Annotated in this window: 21 protein-coding genes; 11 read left to right on the forward strand and 10 right to left on the reverse strand. The window is 65.9% G+C overall.

The genetic code is table 11. From position 1 onward, the window contains the following. Window positions 1-43: 43 nt before the first annotated feature. Window positions 44-901 carry an IclR family transcriptional regulator gene (locus U5782_RS38070; protein WP_322049017.1) on the reverse strand — a complete coding sequence of 286 codons (858 nt, stop codon included), beginning with the start codon at window positions 899-901 and terminating at the stop codon, window positions 44-46. 719 nt (window positions 902-1620) lie between these two features. On the opposite strand from U5782_RS38070, the gene U5782_RS38075 reads away from it, so the two are divergent. Together U5782_RS38075 and U5782_RS38080 are read left to right on the forward strand one after the other, a co-directional pair. Next, the gene (locus U5782_RS38075) at window positions 1621-2538 is read left to right on the forward strand and encodes a LysR family transcriptional regulator (RefSeq protein WP_322049018.1); all 918 of its coding nucleotides are present in this window, start codon (window positions 1621-1623) and stop codon (window positions 2536-2538) included. A 143-nt stretch (window positions 2539-2681) separates the two neighbouring features. Continuing rightward, window positions 2682-3419, forward strand: coding sequence for an SDR family oxidoreductase (locus U5782_RS38080; protein WP_322049019.1), 738 nt, complete (start codon window positions 2682-2684; stop codon window positions 3417-3419). A 107-nt stretch (window positions 3420-3526) separates the two neighbouring features. Here the strand turns inward: U5782_RS38080 and U5782_RS38085 are convergent, their stop codons facing one another. Further along, the gene (locus U5782_RS38085) at window positions 3527-4729 is read right to left on the reverse strand and encodes an ammonium transporter (protein WP_322049020.1); all 1203 of its coding nucleotides are present in this window, start codon (window positions 4727-4729) and stop codon (window positions 3527-3529) included. A 503-nt stretch (window positions 4730-5232) separates the two neighbouring features. Here U5782_RS38085 and U5782_RS38090 point away from each other — a divergent pair. Next, a complete protein-coding gene (locus tag U5782_RS38090; protein WP_322049021.1) occupies window positions 5233-6969 on the forward strand; it encodes a sensor histidine kinase in 1737 nt (578 codons plus the stop codon). A 60-nt stretch (window positions 6970-7029) separates the two neighbouring features. Here U5782_RS38090 and U5782_RS38095 read toward each other — a convergent pair whose 3' ends face one another. Together U5782_RS38095 and U5782_RS38100 are read right to left on the reverse strand one after the other, a co-directional pair. Further along, entirely contained in the window at window positions 7030-7356 is a 327-nt protein-coding gene (locus U5782_RS38095; RefSeq protein WP_322049022.1) for a hypothetical protein, read from the reverse strand. Between the two features lie 195 nt (window positions 7357-7551). Further along, window positions 7552-8133, reverse strand: coding sequence for a DJ-1/PfpI family protein (locus U5782_RS38100; protein WP_322049023.1), 582 nt, complete (start codon window positions 8131-8133; stop codon window positions 7552-7554). A gap of 59 nt (window positions 8134-8192) precedes the next feature. On the opposite strand from U5782_RS38100, the gene U5782_RS38105 reads away from it, so the two are divergent. From U5782_RS38105 to U5782_RS38125, 5 genes are all read left to right on the forward strand, one after another. Beyond that, window positions 8193-8735 carry a GNAT family N-acetyltransferase gene (locus U5782_RS38105; protein ID WP_322049024.1) on the forward strand — a complete coding sequence of 181 codons (543 nt, stop codon included), beginning with the start codon at window positions 8193-8195 and terminating at the stop codon, window positions 8733-8735. A gap of 2 nt (window positions 8736-8737) precedes the next feature. Beyond that, window positions 8738-9283 (forward strand): hypothetical protein, encoded by a 546-nt coding sequence (locus tag U5782_RS38110; RefSeq protein ID WP_322049025.1) that lies wholly within the window; start codon window positions 8738-8740, stop codon window positions 9281-9283. Between the two features lie 109 nt (window positions 9284-9392). Then, window positions 9393-9866, forward strand: a complete 474-nt coding sequence (locus U5782_RS38115; RefSeq protein WP_322049026.1) for an Rrf2 family transcriptional regulator — start codon at window positions 9393-9395, stop codon at window positions 9864-9866. 84 nt (window positions 9867-9950) lie between these two features. Then, window positions 9951-10595, forward strand: coding sequence for an NAD(P)-dependent oxidoreductase (locus tag U5782_RS38120; RefSeq protein ID WP_322049027.1), 645 nt, complete (start codon window positions 9951-9953; stop codon window positions 10593-10595). Between the two features lie 139 nt (window positions 10596-10734). Next, a complete protein-coding gene (locus U5782_RS38125; protein WP_415914489.1) occupies window positions 10735-13266 on the forward strand; it encodes a mechanosensitive ion channel family protein in 2532 nt (843 codons plus the stop codon). A gap of 42 nt (window positions 13267-13308) precedes the next feature. Here the strand turns inward: U5782_RS38125 and U5782_RS38130 are convergent, their stop codons facing one another. Further along, entirely contained in the window at window positions 13309-13926 is a 618-nt protein-coding gene (locus U5782_RS38130) for a cysteine dioxygenase family protein (RefSeq protein ID WP_322049028.1), read from the reverse strand. Between the two features lie 122 nt (window positions 13927-14048). Here U5782_RS38130 and U5782_RS38135 point away from each other — a divergent pair, with 122 nt between their 5' ends. Next, window positions 14049-14507: an Lrp/AsnC family transcriptional regulator gene (locus U5782_RS38135; protein ID WP_322049029.1), complete on the forward strand. Its 459-nt coding sequence runs from the start codon at window positions 14049-14051 to the stop codon at window positions 14505-14507. A 120-nt stretch (window positions 14508-14627) separates the two neighbouring features. After that, complete coding sequence (locus U5782_RS38140) at window positions 14628-14828, forward strand: hypothetical protein (protein WP_322049030.1); 201 nt, start codon at window positions 14628-14630, stop codon at window positions 14826-14828. Window positions 14829-14873: 45 nt separating this feature from the next. On the opposite strand, the gene U5782_RS38145 is transcribed toward U5782_RS38140, so the two are convergent. Continuing rightward, window positions 14874-17429, reverse strand: coding sequence for an FUSC family protein (locus U5782_RS38145; RefSeq protein WP_322049031.1), 2556 nt, complete (start codon window positions 17427-17429; stop codon window positions 14874-14876). Between the two features lie 169 nt (window positions 17430-17598). Beyond that, on the reverse strand, window positions 17599-18252 hold the full coding sequence (locus tag U5782_RS38150) for a VC0807 family protein (RefSeq protein WP_322049032.1): 654 nt from the start codon (window positions 18250-18252) through the stop codon (window positions 17599-17601). 245 nt (window positions 18253-18497) lie between these two features. Between U5782_RS38150 and arfB the strand changes: the two genes are divergently transcribed. Next, window positions 18498-18902, forward strand: a complete 405-nt coding sequence (gene arfB, locus U5782_RS38155; protein ID WP_322049033.1) for an alternative ribosome rescue aminoacyl-tRNA hydrolase ArfB — start codon at window positions 18498-18500, stop codon at window positions 18900-18902. 36 nt (window positions 18903-18938) lie between these two features. On the opposite strand, the gene U5782_RS38160 is transcribed toward arfB, so the two are convergent. The 3 genes from U5782_RS38160 to U5782_RS38170 all read right to left on the reverse strand — a co-directional run bounded on the left by U5782_RS38160 (window position 18939) and on the right by U5782_RS38170 (window position 21272). Beyond that, window positions 18939-20216: an EAL domain-containing protein gene (locus U5782_RS38160; RefSeq protein WP_322049034.1), complete on the reverse strand. Its 1278-nt coding sequence runs from the start codon at window positions 20214-20216 to the stop codon at window positions 18939-18941. A gap of 285 nt (window positions 20217-20501) precedes the next feature. Next, window positions 20502-20762: a DNA-binding protein gene (locus U5782_RS38165; RefSeq protein ID WP_322049035.1), complete on the reverse strand. Its 261-nt coding sequence runs from the start codon at window positions 20760-20762 to the stop codon at window positions 20502-20504. Window positions 20763-21026: 264 nt separating this feature from the next. Further along, the gene (locus U5782_RS38170; protein WP_322049036.1) at window positions 21027-21272 is read right to left on the reverse strand and encodes a hypothetical protein; all 246 of its coding nucleotides are present in this window, start codon (window positions 21270-21272) and stop codon (window positions 21027-21029) included. Between the last annotated feature and the right edge of the window lie 125 nt (window positions 21273-21397).

Here is a 21397-nt window from a genome sequence, read left to right on the forward strand (position 1 = left end):
ATCGCGGGAAGTGAGCGGGCAGGAGGGGCGTATGGCCCGTTGCCTAAGCGCCCGCCAACGCGCCCGCGCGCAGGGGCGGCGGCAGGCAGGCGGTGCCGCCGATCTCCGCCGCGATGCGCTCGACGCATTCGCGCAACAGCGGCACCGCGTGCGAGACGAGCCAGTCGCGCGGGCACTGCTGGGCCGCGCCGCCGCAATTGATGGCGTAAAGCTCGCCGCTGGGACCCGCAAAGGCGCCGGCGATGGCGTTCAGGCCTTCGTACCATTCGCCCACGGCCATGCCGTAGCCCTGCGTGGCGGTCTCGACGAGCGCGGCGTCGAGGCGGCTGCTCACAAAGCCCCAGTCGTTGCCGGCGGCGGCTTGCAGGGCGGTGGTCAGCTCGGCGCGCTCGGCGGCGTCGAGCGACACCAGATAGGCGCGACCCACGGCCGTGCGGCTCATGTCGATGCGCGAGCCCACTTCGAGACGCGAAACGAGCACGGCGGAGCGCGGCCGGATTGCGTCGATCACCACCATATCGAGCCGGTCGCGCACGGCGAGGTGGACCGAGAGCGCGGTGCGTTCGGCCAGACGGGTGAGGAAGGGCCGCGCGCGCTCGCGCAGATCGGCGTTGCGCAGGAAGCCGCTCGAGAGTTCGAGTACCGACGACGTCAGCACGAAGCGCTCGCTGTCGGGCAGGCGCGCGAGGAAACCGGTGGAGACGAGGGTGCCTGTCAGGCGCGAGAGCGTCGCTTTGGGAATCCCGGTAAGCTCCGTCAGTTCGCGATTGCCAAGCGGCGTGTCGGCGGCGGCGATGGTGCGCAGGACGGTGAGTCCGCGCGCCAGGGCAGTGACTTCGTCGGCGCCGCCGTCCTTAGGATCACGCGTCGCCTCGGCGCGGGAGTGAGGGGTGGTGGTCATCGGCAAGGCTCTCAGGTGTGGTTGTTAGTTTGTGTTCTTGCTATGTGTTTTTTCGAAACAATATTTCAACTTTCTTTGCATCGCATGCAAATTTTAGAGGGTTCGCCAAACCCATCCGAATGGCGACGTCAACCTCATCCGTCCGATGAAACCCCTGTGCGGTGGGGAAAGACGGGTCACATCGATATTCATAAAACATAATGCGTTATGTTTGATAGTTCGCGTAATCTGGCGAGATTTTGCTTGACTTAGTCAGCATCTGGGTAAAAAATGGAACCTAATTTCGACAGGATCTCGAAGTCTTGACAACGCACATCGTTGTTGCGATTTCAGCGCTCATGGCGCAATCGTCTGGCAAGGGTTTCAAAGCATGTGTCGAGCGGCAGCCTGAACCCAAAACCTCGCGAATCTTGCGGGGTTTTTAAGTGTCTCGGGTTATGCATTACGCATAAAATCGCCATGAACCCTCCACGATCTGCTGCCGGCCAGATTCAGCGGTTGCGCGCGGTCGAATACCGTCTCTCAGGTTCTAGCACGGCCCTCGGAATGGCTAGAACTTTTCAAAGCGTCACGTTCACACGTGGCGCTTTTTTTTCGCTGTGCGCTGACGCACATCTTCCCGCCAGTTCTTCAGTTTGCCCGCTATTAGACGGCATCCTCCGACCTGAACGGCGCGCACTACCGTACCATCGGCGCACACCTGTTCGACGGAGCGGCACATGTTATCCGAAGAGGAACTGGCCTTGCTGGAGGCGATTCGCGAAAGCGGTAGCCTTTCGCGTGCCGCGGCGCGCCTGAACAAGGCGCCTTCGACGGTGTCGCACGCTGCGCGCCAGCTCGAAGCGCGCTTCGACGCCCTGCTATTCGACCGGCGTCGCTATCGGTTGCAACTCACGCCCGCGGGCCAACTGCTCGCCGACGAGGCAGGGCGGCTGATGCAGGACGTCGCGCGCATGACGCAGCGCGTGCGCCAGGTCGCCAATGGCTGGGAAGACCGCCTCTGGATCGTGACCGACGAAATCCTCGAGTTCGAACTGTTGATGCCCGTCGTGCGCGATTTCGATGCACTCGATTCGGGCGTCAGGCTGCGCTTCACGCACGAAGTGCTGGCCGGCACCTGGGAGGCGCTGCGCGACGGCCGCGCCGATCTGATCGTGGGCGCCACCAACGAGCCGCCCGCGATTGCCGGGCTGCACTGGTTCGAGCTGGGGGTGATGGAGTGGGCGTTCGCGGTGGCGCCGCGCCATCCGCTTGCGGGGGCGGCCGGCCCGCTGAGCCGCGAGCAGATCCTCGCCGTGCGCGGCGTGGCGGTCGCCGATTCATCGCGGCATACGCCCGGGCGTGCGTATGGGCTGATCGGTGGCCAGGATGTGCTGGCGGTGCCGTCGATGCGCGCCAAGATCCTCGCGCAGCGCGACGGGCTGGGCGTGGGTTGGGTGCCGCGTGAGCGCGCCGCGAAGCTGCTCGCCAGCGGCGAACTGATCGAGAAAGACACCGCGAGCCCGCGCGAGCCGAATGTGCTCTACGTGGCCTGGCGCGCCGAGCGGCCGGGCCGCGCGTTGCAGTGGTGGATCGATCAGCTGCGCCAGCCGCGTCTGGCCAGCCGTCTCGTGAAAGGCGTCGAGATCAGCGTCTAGTCGGGCGCGAATTCACAACACGTTCGATCAATTCGAACGTCTTCACCGCGACCGTCGTACGGCAACGCCGGCCTGGACGGGCACCATGACGTTACGGTCCAGCACCGGACCCACCTAGCTTCACTATCCCCTCGGAGAACGTCATGAATCGCTTTGCAAACAAAACTGTCCTCGTCACCGGCGGCACCAGCGGTATCGGCCTTGCCGCCGCTCAGGCCTATGCGGCCGAAGGCGCGAGTGTGATCGTCACGGGCCGCGATAAAGCCGCGCTCGATGCCGCGCGCCGTGCTCTGGGCGCCACGGCCCGCGCGTATCGCAACGACGCCGCGTCGCCTGCCGACTCGCGCGAACTGGCCGCCGCGCTGCACGAAGACAGTGTTCGCCTCGATGCCGTGTTCATCAACGCGGGTGTGGCGAAATTCGCGCCCTTCGATCAGGTCGACGAAGCACTTTGGGATCAGAGCTTCGACACCAATGTGAAGGGCGCGTACTTCCAGATCCAGGCGCTGCTGCCGCTGCTGAACGCGGGCGCGGCGATCGTCCTCAACGGCTCGATCAATGCCCATATCGGCATGCCGTCCTCGTCGGTCTATGCGGCAAGCAAGGCCGCGCTGGTGTCGCTGGCGAAGACCTTGTCGGCGGAACTCCTGCCGCGCGGCGTGCGCGTCAATGTCGTGAGTCCCGGCCCCGTGAGCACGCCGTTGCATGGCAAGCTCGGTTTCGATCCCGCGACGCTCGACGCGCTCGCCGGGCAGATTCCGCTCGGCCGCTTCGGCACGCCCGCGGAACTGGCCTCGACGGTGCTGCACCTGAGTGCGGCGGAATCGGCGTATATCGTCGGCACGGAAATCATCGTCGATGGCGGGATGAGTCAGCTGTGATTGCGCGCTAGCCGCAACGCGCCAAAGCTTGCGCGCGCAACAAAAAAGGCGCGAGCGGTGAAAACCACTCGCGCCTTCTGGCGATCACAACCTGGATGCGGGCCGTTTCAAGACACCGACTCGCGCTCCGGCGTCGCGGTGATGCGGTGGATCGAGAGATCGGCACCGTTGTACTCGTCCTCTTGATCGATGCGCAGACCCACGGTCGCGCGCAGCACGCCATAGACGACGAAGCCGCCGACCGAGGCCATCGCGATGCCGGCCAGCGTACCGACGATCTGTGCACCCAGCGACACGCCGCCGATGCCGCCCAGTGCGCGCGTGCCGAAGATGCCCGCGGCGATGCCGCCCCAGGCGCCGCACAGACCGTGCAGCGGCCACACGCCGAGCACGTCGTCGATGCGCCAGCGGTTCTGCACGCAGGTGAACATATAGACGAACAGGACGCCCGCTACCGCGCCGGTCGCGAGCGCGCCGAGCGGATGCATGATGTCCGAGCCCGCGCACACGGCGACGAGGCCCGCGAGCGGCCCGTTATAGGTGAAGCCCGGGTCGTTACGACCGGCGAGCCAGGCGGAGAGCGTGCCGCCCACCATCGCCATCAGCGAATTCACGGCGACGAGCCCGCTGATCTTGTCGATGGTCTGCGCGCTCATCACGTTGAAGCCGAACCAGCCCACTGCGAGCACCCATGCGCCGAGCGCGAGGAATGGAATGTTCGAAGGCGGATGCGCGGCGATACGGCCGTCGCGCGAATAGCGACCGTGACGCGCGCCGAGCAGCATCACCGCGGGCAGCGCGACCCAGCCGCCGAACGCGTGCACGACGACCGAGCCAGCGAAGTCGTGGAAGGGCACGCCGAACACGTGCGTGATCGCGTCCTCGAAGCCGAGCCGGTTGTTCCACACCATGCCCTCGAAGAACGGGTAGATGAAGCCCGTGATGACGAAGGTGGCGAACAGCTGCGGGTTGAATTTCGAGCGCTCGGCGATGCCGCCCGAGACGATCGCCGGAATGGCCGCCGCGAACGTCAGCAGGAAGAAGAAGCGCACCAGTTGATAGCCGTTGTGCTCGGCGAGCAGCGAGGCCGGCGAGAAGAATTGCACGCCGTAGGCGATCGTGTAGCCGATGAAGAAGTAGGCGATCGTCGAGACCGAGAAGTCCACGAGGATCTTCACGAGCGCGTTGACCTGATTCTTCTTGCGCACGGTGCCGAGTTCGAGGAACGCGAACCCTGCGTGCATCGCCAGCACCATGGCGGCGCCGAGCAACAGAAACAGCGTGTCGGTGCCGGTTTTGAGATTGTCCATCCGTGTGTCCTGCGTATGCCCAAAAGGAGCGCACTATGAGCAAGATGCGGGCCAGCTATGCGCCAGCATGGTGAAAAAATCGGTGCAGTATCGCGTTCTGACAGTGCGCGCGTGCACCGGTGCGGATCGCGACGGGGCGACGCATGCGCCGTCCTTGCGCGCGCGCACAGCCTGGGTGCGTACCGCGAGAACGGTGTCTCGGCACAATAGCAGTGCTTGCGCGCAAACCTGGGGAAGGGTGCGCGCCAGTTTGGGGCGATTTATTCTGTTTTCCTTTCTATATCAATACGTTGTCGGCTATTCGAAATATTTCGCAAGCCATAACGAACGGGGTGGCGCCGAGCGATTGACACGCTGGTTTTCCGCCTGAAAGGTCGTCCTTCGCCTGCGGAACACGACAGCCGCGCTCGGGCTTCGCACCTCCGCCGCACGCGGGGCGCAAACGCCGACATAATGGGCGAACCGATACTTTTTGCCGTCCGGATACCCCGAACCGCCACTCAATGCGCCTCACCACCAAAGGGTTGTTGCTGATCGCGATCCCCGCCGTTTTCGAGTTGACCTTGCTGTCGGCCATCGTTAAGGCCGAGGCCGACGCGGAAGCCGCCGAGCGTATGGGGCGGCACAGCCAGGAGGTGCTGGCTCAGGCGGGGCGGGTGCTGGAACCGGTGCTGGTCGAGTCGGTCAAGCTGCGCGGCGCGGTGGCCGCGAGCGACGCGCGCTTTTCCACACCGGTCGCGACCTGGATGGACGTCGACCGCCGCATCGACCACCTCGTCGATCTGGTCGCGGACAACCCCTCGCAGGTCGAGCGCGCGGTGCAGATCCGCCAGGCGGTGCAGAGCTACCGGCAGTGGTCGGATCGTATTCAGGACCTGCTGCACTCGGGGCGCCGCGCCGATCTGGTCGAGCGCTTTCGCACCTTTAGCGACTTCGACGTGCTGGACCGCGTGCGCACCCAGGTCACTTCTTTCCAGACCGAGGAGCGTCGCCTCGACGTGATGCGCGTGACGGCCGCCGAGCAGGCGCGCGCCCAGCAGCAGACGCTCGTGATGACGGCCGTGATCGGCTCGATCATGCTGGTGGCGCTGGCGGTCTGGCTTTTCACGCGCGGCGTGCGCGGGCGGCTCGACGCGCTGTCCGACAACGCAGGGCGGCTGGCCGGCAACGAGCCGCTCGCGCCGCTGATGAGCGGCAACGATGAGATCGCCCAGCTCGATTTGACGCTGCATCAGATCAGTCAGCGGCTCGTGGAGGCGGAGCGCCTGCGGCTCGGGTTTCAGGCCGACCTCGCGCGTCGCGCCGCCCAACTGGCGCACATCAACGAGAATCTGCGCCAGCAGACCCAGGAAAACGAGATGTTCATTCATAGCGTGTCGCATGACCTGCGTGCGCCGCTCGTGAACTTGCAGGGCTTCTCGCGCGAACTCAATCACGCTTGCGACGACCTGCGCGAGCGCGTGGCGCGTACGTCGCTGCCGCCCGAGGTGCGCGAGCGCGTCGAGCATGTCATCAACGAGGATATCGGCGAGGCGCTGCGCTATTTGCAGACGGCGGTATTGCGCGCCTCGCACATCATCGACGCGCTGCTGCGGCTTGCGCGCGTGGGACGCGTGGAGTACCGGCGCCAGCGCGTCAACGTGCAGGAGCTGGTGCAGCGCGTGGTCGATGCGATGCACGCCTCGGTGCGCGCGCGTCAGGCGCAGGTGACGGTGCGCTCGCTGCCGCCGGTCTGGGGCGATCCCACCGCACTCGAGCAGATCTTCGCGAACCTGATCGGCAATGCGCTCAACTATCTCGATCCTTCACGCGAGGGGCGGGTCGAGATCGGTACGGCCAATGCGCCACCAGGCGTGGAGTCGTTGCAGATTTTCTATGTGCGCGACAACGGCCTGGGCATTCCCGAGGTGGCGTTGCCGCGGCTTTTCCAGGCCTTTCAGCGCATGCATGGGAATGTCGTGCCAGGCGAAGGCATCGGACTCGCGCTGGTGCGGCGCATGGTCGAACGGCACGGTGGGCGTGTGTGGGTCGAGTCGGTGGAAGGCGAGGGCACGACGTTCTATCTCTCGCTCCCCGACGCGCTGGCGGTGGTGCCGCCCGCACCCGGCGAAGCGGCTGCATTGATGGCCGCGCACGAGCGCGAGTTGCGCGGCGACGACGCAGACGACGGCGCCGAGCTTGCCACGATGGGTTCAGCGGGAGCCGTCACGCGGGCAGATCGGTCCTGGCCGGCGTCCTAGCGGCGCGGGAGCATCGTGCAGCCCGTGTGTGCGGACCGTGTGTGCAACCCGCGAACAGCATCAGCAGGCGAAGAGGCGGCGTTGCTTGAGCAGTTGATGCCCGCGTACCGAGCACAGGCAACCCACGACCGCAAGCACGACCACGATGGTCAGCGCGCCGCGCGGGCTCAGATAAGGCGCGACCGGCAGGCTGCCCGGCGCGACGAAGGTGCGCTCAAGCATCAGCAGCGCGGCCCAGAGTGCCACGGCCGCCTGGATCAGCATGCGGGTGCCGCGCACATGGCGCGCGCGTTCGGCCGAGGTGCCGCGCCGGGTCGAATGCCGGCAGAAGAAGGCGATCGCCATCAACACAATCGCGAGAAGAACGAACCAATCGGTGAGCGCCATCGCTACACACTCCAGCAATATGCCAAAAAAGTAAGGGGCTATTGTCGGGAGTGCCGATCGATACCGGGATCAGAACGATCCGAATTTCTCGCGAGACTACGTTAAAGATTGTCAGGTGCGCGCGAGAGGGCGCGCCAGGCGAAGCGAATCCTCGTGGTCAGGATTGCGCATCGCCCGGCGGGTTCAAGGGAGGCCTTACGGCTCGATATGTGTACCGAGCAGCGCGAGGAATTGACGCAGCCATTCGGGATGCGCGGGCCAGGCCGGAGCGGTGACGAAGGGGGCATCGGTCACGGCGCTGTCGATGGCGATGTCGGCATATTCGCCGCCCGCGAGACGCACCTCGGGCGCGCAGGCCGGATAGGCCGAAATACGCTTGCCGCGAATCACCTCGGCGGCCGCGAGCAACTGGGCCCCGTGGCAGACGGCCGCGATTGGCTTGTTCGCGCCCGCGAAGTATTGAACGATCTCGATCACCTTCGGATTCAGCCGCAGATACTCGGGCGCGCGGCCGCCGGCGATGGCGAGCGCGTCGTAGCTTTTCGGATCGATCTCGTCGAAGCTCGCGTTCAGGGTGAACTGGTGACCCGGCTTTTCGGTATAGGTCTGATCGCCCTCGAAGTCATGGATCGCAGTCTTCACGCGCTCGCCAGCCTTCTTGCCCGGGCACACCGCATCGACCTTGTGGCCCACGACCTGGAGTGCCTGAAACGGCACCATCGTTTCGTAGTCTTCGGCGAAGTCGCCCGTGAGGAAGAGGATCTTCTTGACTGCCATCGCTTGACTCCTGATTGAGATGGGGGAACGGTTATTGCGCTCACGCAGTCTACTCCACCATGATTGACGATTTCACGAAGACGTCCGCGTACCCGGAGCATCGTCGGCCCGAAGCCATCGTGTGGCGCGCTTACGAGCCGGGCCGCGATGCGGCGCCGCTCGCCGCGCTCTTTCGCTCGGCCATCCAGACGCTTGCTGCATCGCACTACGATGCGGATCAGCGCGCGGTTTGGGCGTCGGCTGCGGACGATCTCGCAGCGTTCGATGCGCGCCTCGCGCGTGGCGTGACGCTAGTGGCCGAGTGCTCAGCCGAATACGTCGCGTTTGGTCAGTTGTATCCGTGCGATCACGTGGAGATGCTCTACGTCGCGCCCGCGTGGACACGGCGAGGGCTGGCGGCTGAGTTGATCGCGCGTCTGGAGGCGTTCGCTCGCGAAGCGCGGGCGAGCACACTCGACACCGACGCCAGCGCGCTCGCGCGGCCCGTGTTCGAGCGCGCCGGGTTTTCGTTGGTCGCTCAAGAATCGGTGCGACGCGGCAGCGTATCATTGCCGCGTTTTCATCTTTGCAAGCCGCTCAGTGCGGTGTCTTTTTCAGGATGACCATGTCTCTAAAGGTTTCACGGCGGGTTTCACGGCGGGTTTCAACGCAGGTATCGAAGCGATGGGCGCTGGCGCCGGTTCTCGTGTGTGCGGCGCTCGTCGTTGCCGGTTGCGACAAGCAGAATGCCTCCGCGCCCGATCTGGGCAAGCAGTCGGCCGATGCGGTGCAACAAGCGGCCCAGAGCGCGGCGAGCCAGGCGGCGGCCCAGGCGGCGCAGACGCTCGACAAGGCGGCGAGTTTCGTCAACCAGCAACTCGGCGTGGCGCAGCGCAAGCTCGACGAAACGGCTTCGCAGACCCAGGCGCAGATCCAGTCGCAAAGCGATAGCGCAAGCGCATCGATTGCCGACGGCGCGAGTGCGTCGAGCGACGAACTCGCCTCGCAGGCGCGCGGACAGTGGCACGACGCGGCGAGCGCCGCGCATGCGCTGCTCGGCAATGCGGCGGCGGCGACCGGCACGGGCCTGTCGCTGGCGGGGCGTTCCTTGCAGCGCTGGGCCGCAAGCAGCGCGGCCGCGACCGGTGCGGCTTCGGGCGCGAGTCAGTGAGCGGTTCCGAGGCACGGCGCACGGGCAAGCCCGCCCGCTTGACGAAGAAAATTAATGTATCTATGATAGTTACACTTTATCCCGCCGCGCTCGTCGCGGCCGAAGTGTCGTGAACACGAGTAGCCGTTTCGCCTTTGCCGTCCACGTGCTGGCGCTGCTGGCCTTGCAGGAGGGCGTGCCGTTGTCGTCCGAGATGATCGCGGGCAGCGTGAACACCAACCCCGCGCTGATCCGTCGGTTGCTGACGATGCTCGCCAACGCGGGCCTCACGACGTCGCAACTGGGCGCGGGCGGCGGGGCCATGCTGGCGCGCGAACCGCACGCGATTGCCCTTCTGGACGTCTATCGCGCGGTCGAAGATGCGCAGTTGTTCGCCATGCATCGCGAGGAGCCGAATCCGGCCTGCATGGTGGGGCGGCACATTCAGGTTTCGCTGCGCGGCATCATCGACGATGCGCAGCGCGCGATGGAGGCTTCGCTGGCCGCGCGCACGCTCGACCAGGTCGTCGACGACATGCGGCGCAGCGAGCGCAAGCTCGAACGCGGCAAGAACGCACGAGGCGCGGCCTCGGGCGCACGCTGAACCCAACGGGGCATCGCCCCGTTTTTTTAAACCCTTAAATGTAACTATTGTAGTTACATAAATTATTCGTACAGGAGTCTGACAATGAGCAAGTCGCTGAAGATCGCCCTTTTTGGCGCCACCGGCATGGTTGGCTCGCGTATCGCCGCCGAGGCGGCCCGGCGCGGGCATCAGGTGAGCGCGCTGGTGCGCCAGCCCGAGCGCGTCGCGGCGGGGCCGAACGTGCAGGCTGTGAAGGCCGATCTGCTCGACGCCGCCCACGTGGCGGCCGCGGTGCGCGGTCACGACGTGGTTGCGAGCGCCTACGCGCCGCCCGCGAGCCAGCTCGACGATCTGCAGACGGCGAGCCGCGCGCTGGTCGAAGGCACGCGCGCAGCGGGACTCACGCGTCTCGTCGTCGTGGGCGGGGCGGGCTCGCTCGAAGTCGCGCCGGGCAAGCAACTCGTCGATACCGCAGGCTTTCCCGACGCCTACAAACCCATCGCGCTCGCGCACCGCGTGGCGTTCGACTACTACCGCACGGTCGCGGACCTCGACTGGACCTTCTTCGCGCCCGCCGCGCTGATCGCACCGGGCGAGCGCACGGGCACGTTCCGCACCGGCGCGAACACGCTGATCGCCGATGCGAAGGGCGAGAGCCGTATTTCCGCCGAAGATTACGCGATCGCTTTTGTCGATGAACTGGAGCAGGGCCGCTTCATCCGTCAGATCGCGACGGTCGCGTATTGATCGAAGGCGCTCACGCCGGGCGAATGCTATGACGTGACTCAAGCGCACTTGCATTCGCTTGCAATTTCTTCAGAGCGCCGCGCGATGTGGCGCTCACAAGTGCGGCTACACTGGAGCGTTCTGATTTCGCCCCTTCGTCATGAATCCATACTTCGGACGGGACGAGGCGGGCGCGCAGGCGTCCGCTTCGCGTTCCACGCCGCCGGCGCGTGCGGTATGGCTTGCGCTGTGTATGTGGCTGGCGCTGGGCTGGGGCGTGCTCGTTTGCGCAAGCGCATTGGCTGCCGGCCCGGGCGCCGCCGCAGTGCCCGTCCTGCCGGCCCTGCAAAGTCTCATCACGGGCGCACCGGCGACCGCGTCCGGCGCCTCTGCCGCCGATGCGGCGTCCGCGCCGTCGCCCGCGAGCCAGGCCGAATTCAACCGCTCGCTCGATAGCGTGATCGCCACGCTCGACAACGAACGGCAGCGCAATGCGCTCCTCTCGCAGCTCAAGAAGTTACGCAACGTCTCGCAGAACGTCGCACCCGCTCCCGCGTCAGGCGTGGCCGCCGCAACCTCGGGTCTGCTCGGCGCGATTGCATCCGGGCTCGCTTCGGTCGAGAGCGACGCGCGCCGGGGCAGCAGCCCGCTGCATTACTGGGCGGGACGATTCACTTCGGCCGGCGTGGAAATCTACGTGCTCGCCTCGGGCGGCGAGGGGGAAAGCCCCGGGCGCATCGTCTTCGACATGGTCGCCATGCTGCTGGGCTGGGGCGCGTGCGCGGCCATCCTGCGCTGGCTCGAGCGCCGCATGCTCAGGCGCTTTGACGTGAATACCGGGCTGCGGCCCAATCCCACGACGATCGAACTGCTCGTGTTCGTGCTGCACCGCGTCGCGCCGTGGATCGTCGCCTTCGTCGGTGCGCTGGTGGTCGAACGCGCAATGCCGCAAGCGCTCGGGCGCACGCTCGGCGTCGTGATCGCCTATGCGATTGTCGCGGGCGCGGTGTTCTCGTCGATCTGTCTCATCATGTTCTCGTTGTTCGGCGCGGGGCACCGACGCGCGGCCGTGCGTGTGCTGATCCGCGATGCACGGCGCCTGCTGTTCTCGATCGGCGTGCTCGCCGCGCTCGGCGATGCGGCCACCAACTACGAAGTCGCGCATCAGCTTGGGTCGAGTCTCGCGGCGCTGGTGTCGACTTTCGCGAACATGAGCGCCGCCGTGCTGACGGCCGCGTTCGCGATCGGCTTCCGGCGTCCGGTTGCGCATCTGATCCGCAATCGCAGCTTTGCGCTGCGCCAGGACCATAAGGTCCTCACCGAAGTCTTCGACGTGCTCGCCTCGCTCTGGCAATTGCCGATGCTGCTGCTCGCCGCCGCCTCGATCACGGCGACGCTCGGCGGGCTGAGCAGCAACGAAAACGTGCTGCAAATCTCGGTCGTCACGGCGCTGTTGCTGGTGCTTGCGTTCTTCCTCTCGGCGGTGGTGATGCGCATCACGCGCCCCGATCTCGCACGCGTGCGACGACGCTCGCCGTATCTGCGGCGACTGTTGCGCTTCGTCGGCACGCTGGTCGTGCTGTTCGTCTGGCTCGCGTATTTCGAGTCGTGCGCGCGACTGTGGGACATTTCGCTGGCAGGCATCATCGAGGCGAGCGTGGCCGCACGCGGCATCGCGCACGCCATCTTTGCGATTCTCGCGACGGTGTTCCTCGCCTGGCTCGTGTGGATCCTGATCGATACCGCGATTCTCGAAGCGCTCAATCCAAGCGGCCCGCGCCCCAAGGGCCGCTCGCCGAGTACGCGCGCGCGCACCATGCTGCCGCTCGTGCGCAATGCGCTGCTGGTGTCGATCCTCACGATCGCAGGCATCATCACGGCGGCCAACCTCGGCATCAACGTGACGCCGCTGCTGGCGGGCGCGGGCGTGATTGGTCTGGCGATCGGCTTTGGTGCGCAGTCGCTCGTGACCGACCTCATCACGGGCCTGTTCATCATCATCGAGGAGACGATCTCGGTGGGCGACTGGATCGATCTCGACAATGGCCATGCGGGCACCGTCGAGCATCTGTCGATCCGCACCGTGCGGCTGCGCGACGGCCAGGGCGCGATCCACTCGATTCCTTTCTCGCAGATCAAGATCGTGAAGAACCTCTCGCGCGATTTCGCGTTCGCGGTATTCGAGGTGCGCGTGCCGTTTGCGGTCGATCTGGATACGGTGACGCGAATGATCCGCGAAACGGGCGCGGAGCTGATCGCCGACTTCCGCTACCGGCGCGAGATCCTCGGGCCCGTGGAAGTGTGGGGGCTCGACCGCTTCGATCCGAACTGGATGGTCGTGAAAGGGCAGATGAAGACGCGCCCGTTGCAGCAGTGGAGCGTCGCGCGCGCCTTCAACGCGCGCCTGAAGCGTCACATGGACGAGGCGGGCATCGACATGCCGGTGCCGCAGATGCAGGTGCATATGTCGTCGCGCAGCGGCGATGAAATGCAGCGCGAAACGCCTGGCGAACCCGATGAACAGCAACACGGGACGGCGCAGCCAGACGTGCCAGACGTGCCAGACGATAAGGGTGATGTGTCGACACGCGGCGTGACGCGCGATGCTTCGCACGAGCCGCGTCCGGCGCCGCCGCCGACCGGCAGCCCGGAAGGCGCGCCGCCGCAGATTCCGACGGCGGGCCGCAGTTGATCCAGAGCGGGGCGATCTGGACTACGAAGTAGTCTTGGCGTTTCAGGCGGCGTGCAACGTGACGAGCGGCACGATATCGTTGACGTCGGTGGCGATGCGTTCGGCCGGCACGCCGTACACATGCAGCGAGACGCACGGCCCGCCCGCATCGCCGACGGCACGCGAAAGACGATGAATGCCCGTGCGGCCCTGGCCGCCGAAGGCCACGGCCCCTGCCGAACGCGCATGTGCGCGCAGCACCGTGGCGCCGTCTCGCGCGCTATCCCATCGATAGAGCGTTTCCGTCAACGTCCCTTCGAGTACCGCGTAGCCGCACCAGGTGTGATGCGCGTGGATCGGGCTTGCCTGTCCCGGTAGCCAGACCAGTGCGGCAACCGTGTAACGTCCACGTGGACAGGCCGCAATCAGATGCCGCCGATAGCGCGTCGCGCAGCCCTCGTGCTGCGCGGGCGTGACCAGCGCGGGATCGGCGAGCGCAAGACCGAGCGCCGCACGCACGCCGCGCGCAAAGGCGGCGCAGCGCGACGGATCGTCGGGTGTGCTACAGGCGTCGAAGGCGGCGTCGAGAGCGGCGCAAAGCCGGGCCACGGCGGCTTCATGATCCGGCGCGGCCAGTGCGGTGGCGGCGCGGAGCAGGGCGGGATCGGTTGAGGCGTTCATGGTTTCTCTCGTTGCGTGGGCCTACAAGGAGAGTACCGCCACGCGCCGAGAAAGAGTTTCCCTTCTTTTTTGCCATTGCGGCGTAAGATAGAAGAAATTTCTACGTTACGGGGTGGTGGGGAATGGATATCATCGACAGAAAGCTGGTCGAGTTGTTGCAGCAGGATGCGACCATGCCAGTCGCGGAACTGGCGCAGCGCGTCAATCTTTCGCAGACGCCGTGCTGGAAACGCGTGCAGCGGCTCAAGGAAACCGGCGTCATTCGCGCACAGGTGGCGCTGTGCGATCCGAAGAAACTGGGCGTGGGCACGACGGTCTTCGTCGCCGTGCGCACCAACCAGCACACCGAGGCGTGGGCGCAGACCTTCACGCGCGCGGTGCAGGATTTTCCCGAGATCGTGGAGTGTTACCGCATGAGTGGCGAGACCGATTATTTGTTGCGCGTGGTGGTCTCGGATATCGACGACTTCGACCGCGTCTACAAGCAACTGATTCGCTCGGTGCCGCTGTTCGACGTGAGTTCGAGCTTTGCGATGGAGCAGATCAAGTATTCGACGGCGATGCCGGTGCGCGGCACCTGACACCCTGACCCAGCGTCGCGCGCTGATCCTCGCTATTCCTGGAACCGCAAGCCGTCTGCAAGGCGTCGCGGCGTAGAATGCCCGTTCCCTCTTTCTCTCTCGTCGGGCAGGCCACGATCCATGAACGATACGCGCAAGAAGAACCCCACCTTTGGCATCGGCGTGATGATCGTGGTGGTGGTGCTCATCGTGATCGGCACCGTGCTCTTCAACGCGCTGCGTAGCAAACGCGAGTACGACGAAGCGCTCGGCGTGCAGGCCGCGAGCCATTCCGCTAGCGCTGCCGCGAGCGCGTCGCAGGCCAGCGGCGCGGCGCAATAAAGTCCACGCAAAGTCACGCTGTGAGTGGCGCCGCGCGCCTCGCGCTCACTCCTGCGGCAAGCGGATCAGACTGGCGTCCTTGCGGATCAGCCACGATGCCGCGAGCATCTGCTTGCATTGGTGCGCAAGCATCTTCAGATCATGGGCGAGATCGCCGGCGGTGCCGGTCGCGCGTTCCGTTTCCACCACCATCGTGTCGAGATCGCGTGTCAGGCGACGCGTGATCTCGATCTGATCGTCGGGTGGCGGCGTGCCGGCTTCGGCGGCGACGAGATTGTTCCGTACGCAGTTCAGCGCCTGGTCTAGCGCGTCGAGCTTCAGCGCAGACGTGCCCTGATCGGCGTTCGAGGCGCTGCGCAAGAGCGGCGCGGAGGCGGTGATCTGCGAGGCCAGCACGTGGCTGCGCACCAGCAGGTCGTTGAGTTCGGGCACGAACTTCTGCGCCGATTTCGGTTCGAGCATCATGCGCTGGAATGCCTGACCCAGATTTGCGAACGCCACGTGCACGTTCTTGCGCGCAAGCCGATAGCGGAAGTCGCGCGCGAGCGAGGGCACGGCGCCGCCGGCCGTGGTCGATGGGGGGCTGCTGGACTGTGCGCCTTGTCCTTGTGCTGGTTCCTGGGCCGGTTTGTCCAACGGTGCGCGTGATTGCGCATCCGGTTGCGCTCCCATCGGCGTATCCCACTGCGCACTAGCCTGTGCCGACACCTTCGCTGCGACCGCCACAACCGGGCCGGGCCCGGCCGCGCCTTCCAGCGCGAGCGCTTCCTGTTCCTGCACGGCCGGGGCCGTGGCAGACGAGCTTGCCTGCGTTGCCTGTGCCGGCACGCGCGCCGCTGCCTCCGTGAGCATCGGCCCGGCGTACGCCGCTTGCGTAGCAGCCGGGCGTGCGCTCCACCACCAGGACGCCTCCAGATAGCTGCGCGTCGCGGCGATCATGTCCTGCACGAGCTTGCCCATCAGCCGGTATTCCCAGTACGGGAACAAATGGCTCGCAGCGATGGCGATCATGCAGCCCACCACCGTGTCGATCGCGCGCTCGCCGATGATGCGCATGCTGCCCGGCGCGAGCAGATGGAACATCAGCAGCACATAGGCCGACGTGAACACCACACTCGCGGTGTAGTTGAAGAGCAGCAGGCTGTAGCTCATCACCATCGCCGCGAACATGGACACGAGCAGCACGAGCGGCTGCTTGACCAGCAGGATCAGCGCGATGCTGGCCACGCAGCCGATCAGCGTGCCGACGATACGCTGCGCGTTGCGCTGGCGCGTGAGCGAGTAGCCGGGCTTCAGGATGATGATGGTCGTCATCACGATCCAGTAGGCGTTGGTGAGCGGCAGTAGCCGCCCGATCCAGAAGCCCGCGGCCACGGCGATCGTCACGCGCAGCGCGTGACGAAAGCTCGGCGAGGCCATCGTGAGGTTCGAAAAGATTTGCAGCCAGGACACGCGGCGGTTCGTCACGAAGCGCGTCAGGGCTTCGTCGATGCGCAACTCGGTTTCGGTGGTCGGCACTTCGCTCGCGAGGCTGCGGCGCATGCGGTCGATCAGACGCGTTGCGCTCCAGATGCGCCTGAACGAGGCCGAGATCGCGGCGTAGGCTTCGGGATCTTTGGTCGGCAGGTCGCGCCGCTTGAGCAGGTCGAGTTCGAACTCGATGGCGCGCAGCTCGGCCTTGACGTTGACGTTCGCGCGCGGCGCCTCGTTCTGAAGCACGGCGAGGCCGATGTCTTCGAGATCCGCCGCGGCCTTGCGGATCAGGTCGCGATAGAACACCAGCAGGTCGGAGCCGCCGAAGGTGTTGCGCACGAGCGGGTAGTCGGTGTGTGCGCCCACGAACAGCTCGTGCAGATCGACCGTGTTGATGAACAGGTTGAAGTGCATCGCGCGGCGCGCATCGACGCGCCCGCTCCTGAGCTTGGGCAGATTGCGCAGCACGATGTCGCGCGCCGCGTCCTGGCGCTCGACCGCCGCGATCTGCTTGGCGACGAGGTTTCGGAAACACTCGTCGAGATCGTTATCGAGATCGAAAAACTGGGCGCGCGCGAGCAGGTAGTCGGCGCAGGCGAACACGCTTTCGGCGAGCGCCTGTTGCTCGATGCGATCGAGCATCAGGCGGCTCACGAGCGTCGACCAGCCCGTGTACCAGAGCCCGCCCAGCAGGATCCACGCGGCGTTGACGAGCGCCTGGTGCGGCGTGAAATGCTCTTCGAGCGTCATCACCATCATGAACAGCGTGGCGAAGCTGATCTGCGGCCAGCGATTGCCGTAGACGACGATCAGCGAGAGCACGAAGGTGAGCGGGACGACCGTGGCCCAAAGGGCGATCGGACTGAAGGTGGCGAGGCCCGTGGCGTAGGCGGCCAGAAAACCGATCGCGCTGCACGCCAGCATCTCGTTGCGCTTGTATTTGAGCGGGCCGGGCATGTCGACCACACAGGCGCCGAGCGCTCCCGTCGAGATGGTGAAGCCCAGATCGCTCTTGTCGAACACGAACAGGCACAGGATGGCCGGGAGCGAGATGCCGACCGCGATGCGCAGGCCGCCGTAGAAGTACTGGCTGTAAAGGAACTTCCTGATTTCTACGGAATAGCGCATCGACTGCCAAGGTGTTCGGGTGCGGACGGAAGCGCCGCGGACTATGGCGGTGAGTTTAAATGATTTCGGGTGCGATCCGTCCGTCTCGGTATTCGGGGTTTCCCGCGCGCTTGCGGCTCAAGCGCGCGCAGCCCCGCGGGCGTTTTCAGCGTGCCCGCGCAGCCTCGCGTCAGTCCGCGCTTAGCGTCGTCGCGTCGCCGAGCAGCCCATGCGTGCCGCGGATGCGACGCATGCGTGTGCGGTACCAGAAAGTCCACGCGAGCAGCGCGCCAAACATGCAATAGCCGAGAATCGGCGAGACCACGAGGAAGCGCTCGATCGGCCAGGTGGCGGCTAGATACGTGCGCAGTGAGGCATCGGCGATGAGACCCGTGCCCCACACGAAGGTCAGGAGACGCATGGCTGCCACGAAGCTGCGGTTCTCGCTCCAGAGCAGTTCGAGCCGGGCAACGCCTTCACGCGTCTCGCGCGCGACGGTGGCGCGCGTCAGATAGAACACGATCGGGCGACGCGCGAGCAGCGAAAGCAGGAACGTCACGCCGATCGCCCCGGTCGAGAAGCTTTCGCGCATCAGCAGCGCGCGCGTGCCGCCGCCGAAGGCCATGGCGAGCAGCGAGAGCACGATGCCGAGCAGGATGACCGCTGATAGCGCGTCGACACGCCGAAAGCGCGCGAGTTCGACGATGGTCCACGCCAGCGGCGGAACCGCCGAGGCAATCAGGCCGCCGACTTCGCCCCAATGAGGAAAGGCAAGTCGGTACGCGACCCAGGGCAGCAGCAGATTGACCGCCAGTTCGGCGACGAATGCTGGACGCACTTTCATGGGATGCGTACTCCAGAACGAGTTGAACAAAGTATGGGTCAAGCGCCGCGCGCCGGCAAACGGCCGGTCGCGACGAATGGTCAGCGCTGACGCATCTGGCGTGCCTGGGCGGTCGAGCGCTTTGCGTCGCGGCATGTCGCGGCCACGCGCTTCATGCGAAACTGCAAGGCTGTCGAGGCCGCCTGGGTGCACTTGAGTCTGCATGCCCAGAGCCGGTTTATTCTCTGCCTGTTCGCCTATCCGTTATGTCCGATCGTCTGTCCATCCCGCTGCACGAAGTCGAACTCGTCGCCGTTCGCGCGCAGGGCGCGGGCGGCCAGAACGTCAACAAGGTATCGAGCGCGATCCATCTGCGCTTCGATATCCGCGCCTCGTCGCTGCCCGAGGTGATCAAGATGCGGCTGCTCGCGCTGTCTGACCGGCGCGTCACGCACGAGGGCGTTGTCGTCATCAAATCGCAGGAATACCGCACCCAGGAGCAGAACCGTACGGCTGCGCTCGCGCGCCTCGACGCACTCATCGAAAGCGTCTCTGTGACGCGCAAGGCGCGCGTGGCGACGCGCCCGACGCGCGCCTCGAAGCTGCGCCGCCTCGACGGCAAGGCGCGCCGCAGCGACGTCAAAACGGGTCGCCAGCGCGTCACGGAATAGCCCGGGACTGGCGCTGGCGCGCGGGCGCAAAGTACGTCAGCCCAACGTGGGCGTGCGCAACGTCAGTGCTGGCGGGAAATCCGCGCAGAGCACATGGGTCGCGCCCGCGTAATCGAGCGCGATGGCCGCCGTGTAGCAGAGCGCGCCATCGTTGAGCGAATAGTGCGGCCCCATCACGGCCACCCGGCCTGGTGCGGCTAGCGCGCGCCGGAAATACTCGCGGCGCGACCAGTTGCTGTGGGTGTCGGGGTAGAACGGCGCGAGGCGTGCGGGTGGCTCGATCCCCGCTGGGGTGATCGACGGTGCTTCCTGCTCGCCACGCTCGTTGGTCGCGAATACGCGCAGCACGTTGGCCTGTTCGAAGATCGCCTGCGCCGAAGCGTCCAGTGTGCCGCCGGCGGTGAGCACCCGCGCACCGGCGAGCATCACCTGGGTCACTTCGGCGAGATCGACCTGCTCGCGCAGTACGCTGCGGCGCTGATAGTCGGCAAAACGCTGCCACATCGACTGGGCGAGCGCGGGTGCCTGGGCGCTGGCCTCGTGCACCGAAGCGTGCGGCCGGCCGAACCAGAATCCCTGTACCAGATCCACGTCCGCCTGCATCAGCACCATCAATTCGCTTTCGGTTTCCACGCCTTCGGCGAGCACCATCGTGCCCGCGTGATGAAGGATCGACACCAGATTGGCGATGAACGAGACGTGGCTTTCGCCATTGGCCGCGCGCCGCACGAGCGAGCGGTCGAGCTTGACGATGTCGGGCCGGTAGCGCCACACGCGGTCGAAATTGGAGAAGCCCGCGCCGAAGTCGTCGAGCGCGACGAGAAAATCGCGCCCGCCGGGGGGCGGTCGGTCGTCGAGGAACGAGGCCGCCTCGTCGCCCGCGCGTTGCTCGAGCACTTCGATCACGACGCGCTCATGCGCAAAGTTGAAGTGGCGGCACAGCGCGCCGATGGCGGCATGACTCGGCCATCCTGCATGCGTGGGTTGCGGCAGGGAGTTGAGGAACAGCCAGCCAGACTCGACATGCTGCGCGACGAAATTGGCCAGGTGCAGGCAACGCGCGAGCTCGTCGAGTTCATGGGCGGCTTCGGTCGTGGCGCGCGCGAACAGTTCGGCGGGGCCGCCGCTGTCCGGTGCGGCATCGACGATACGCAGCAGCGCTTCGTAGCCGACCACACGCTGATGGGTGATCGACAGCACCGGCTGGAACGCGCTTTCGAGCAGCACGCCGCGCCAGTACGCGCGAAAGCCGCCCTCGTGGGGCGCGAGACGCGTGAGCAGGGCGACGGGCGATGCGGCTTCGGCGGTCGACATGGCGCTGGGCTTGCCTCGCGGCGCGCATTGTCGATGGGTTTGAGCCGTGCGGCGTTGCGCGCGGACGCCGACGCTCCGTCTCAGTGTAGGGAGTTCGGGCGGTTTCTGCTTACTATGCTTACACCAGGCGCTGACGTTGGAACTCTCTTCTTCTGTCAGGCGCGCCGTTGCGGCGCAGGGTGCGGGAGGAAGGCGGTGAGGCGGCGCGCGACCGGAGTCAATCGCGCGCGAGTGGGGCGCCCGGCGCGAAAGCATACGCGCCGAGGGGCGGCCCGGTACGCGAGCTTAGTGCTGCGTATCCGGCACGTCGAGGATCAGGATGATGGTCCAGTCGGCGTCGCCTTCATGGTGATACTGGCGCTCCGCGACGATGAACGGCTGCTGCTTGCCTTCCGGGCCGAGGAACAGCACGTCGCCTTCCATCGGCATGCATTCGACCGGGGGCAGGGCGAGGAAGGCTTCGGTGCCCTTGCCGCGCGGCATCAGCTTTTCGATCTTGCGGGATGCCGCTTCGGTCCATTCGATGTCGAGCTGGATGTTGCTCATGGGTGTTTCTCCGCGCGTGTCGCGCACAAATTAGGGGGAATTTCGAGGTGCGCGACTTTAGCATAACCCGCGCGCGCGTCGCCCTGTGTGCGCTTTGGCGCCGATTTTCAGGCCGCCGTCGGTGAATACGGGCGCGGCAGGGCGGCAGACGTGAAAAAAGCCGAGGCCGGGGACCGGCGTCGGCTTCTTTGGCGTGAGTCGCGGGTGGCTACGAGGGCTACCGCGAGGTTCACCCGGGCGCGACGAAACGCCCCTCTGCACGCATTACTGTTCGGCTTTCGGGGGCGCTTTGTGGTGCGGATGGCCGCCTTTCTTGTGATGTTTCATGGGGGCTTCGTCCGGGGCCTGCATGGCGGCCTGCTGACGGGACTGGAGATCTTGCGCGCGCTGCTCGACGTCGGCGGCCTTGGCCGGATCGGTGCTCATCATGACGCCGTTGTCCGATTGTGCGTAGGCGGCGCCCGTCAGTGCGGACAGCGAAATCAGGACTGCGAGGGACACTTTCTTCATCACTACCTCCGGAGGAGCGGTTTATGGACCCAGCTGGTGCCTGCCGAGCAGGATAAGGCACGTCATTTTAACGATCATCGGGTCGTTCCAGATGACGTGGCGTAAGGCATGCGCGCGTTCGTTAC

The organism is Paraburkholderia sp. J67 (assembly GCF_905220265.1).
In the GTDB taxonomy this organism is placed as follows: Bacteria; Pseudomonadota; Gammaproteobacteria; order Burkholderiales; family Burkholderiaceae; genus Paraburkholderia.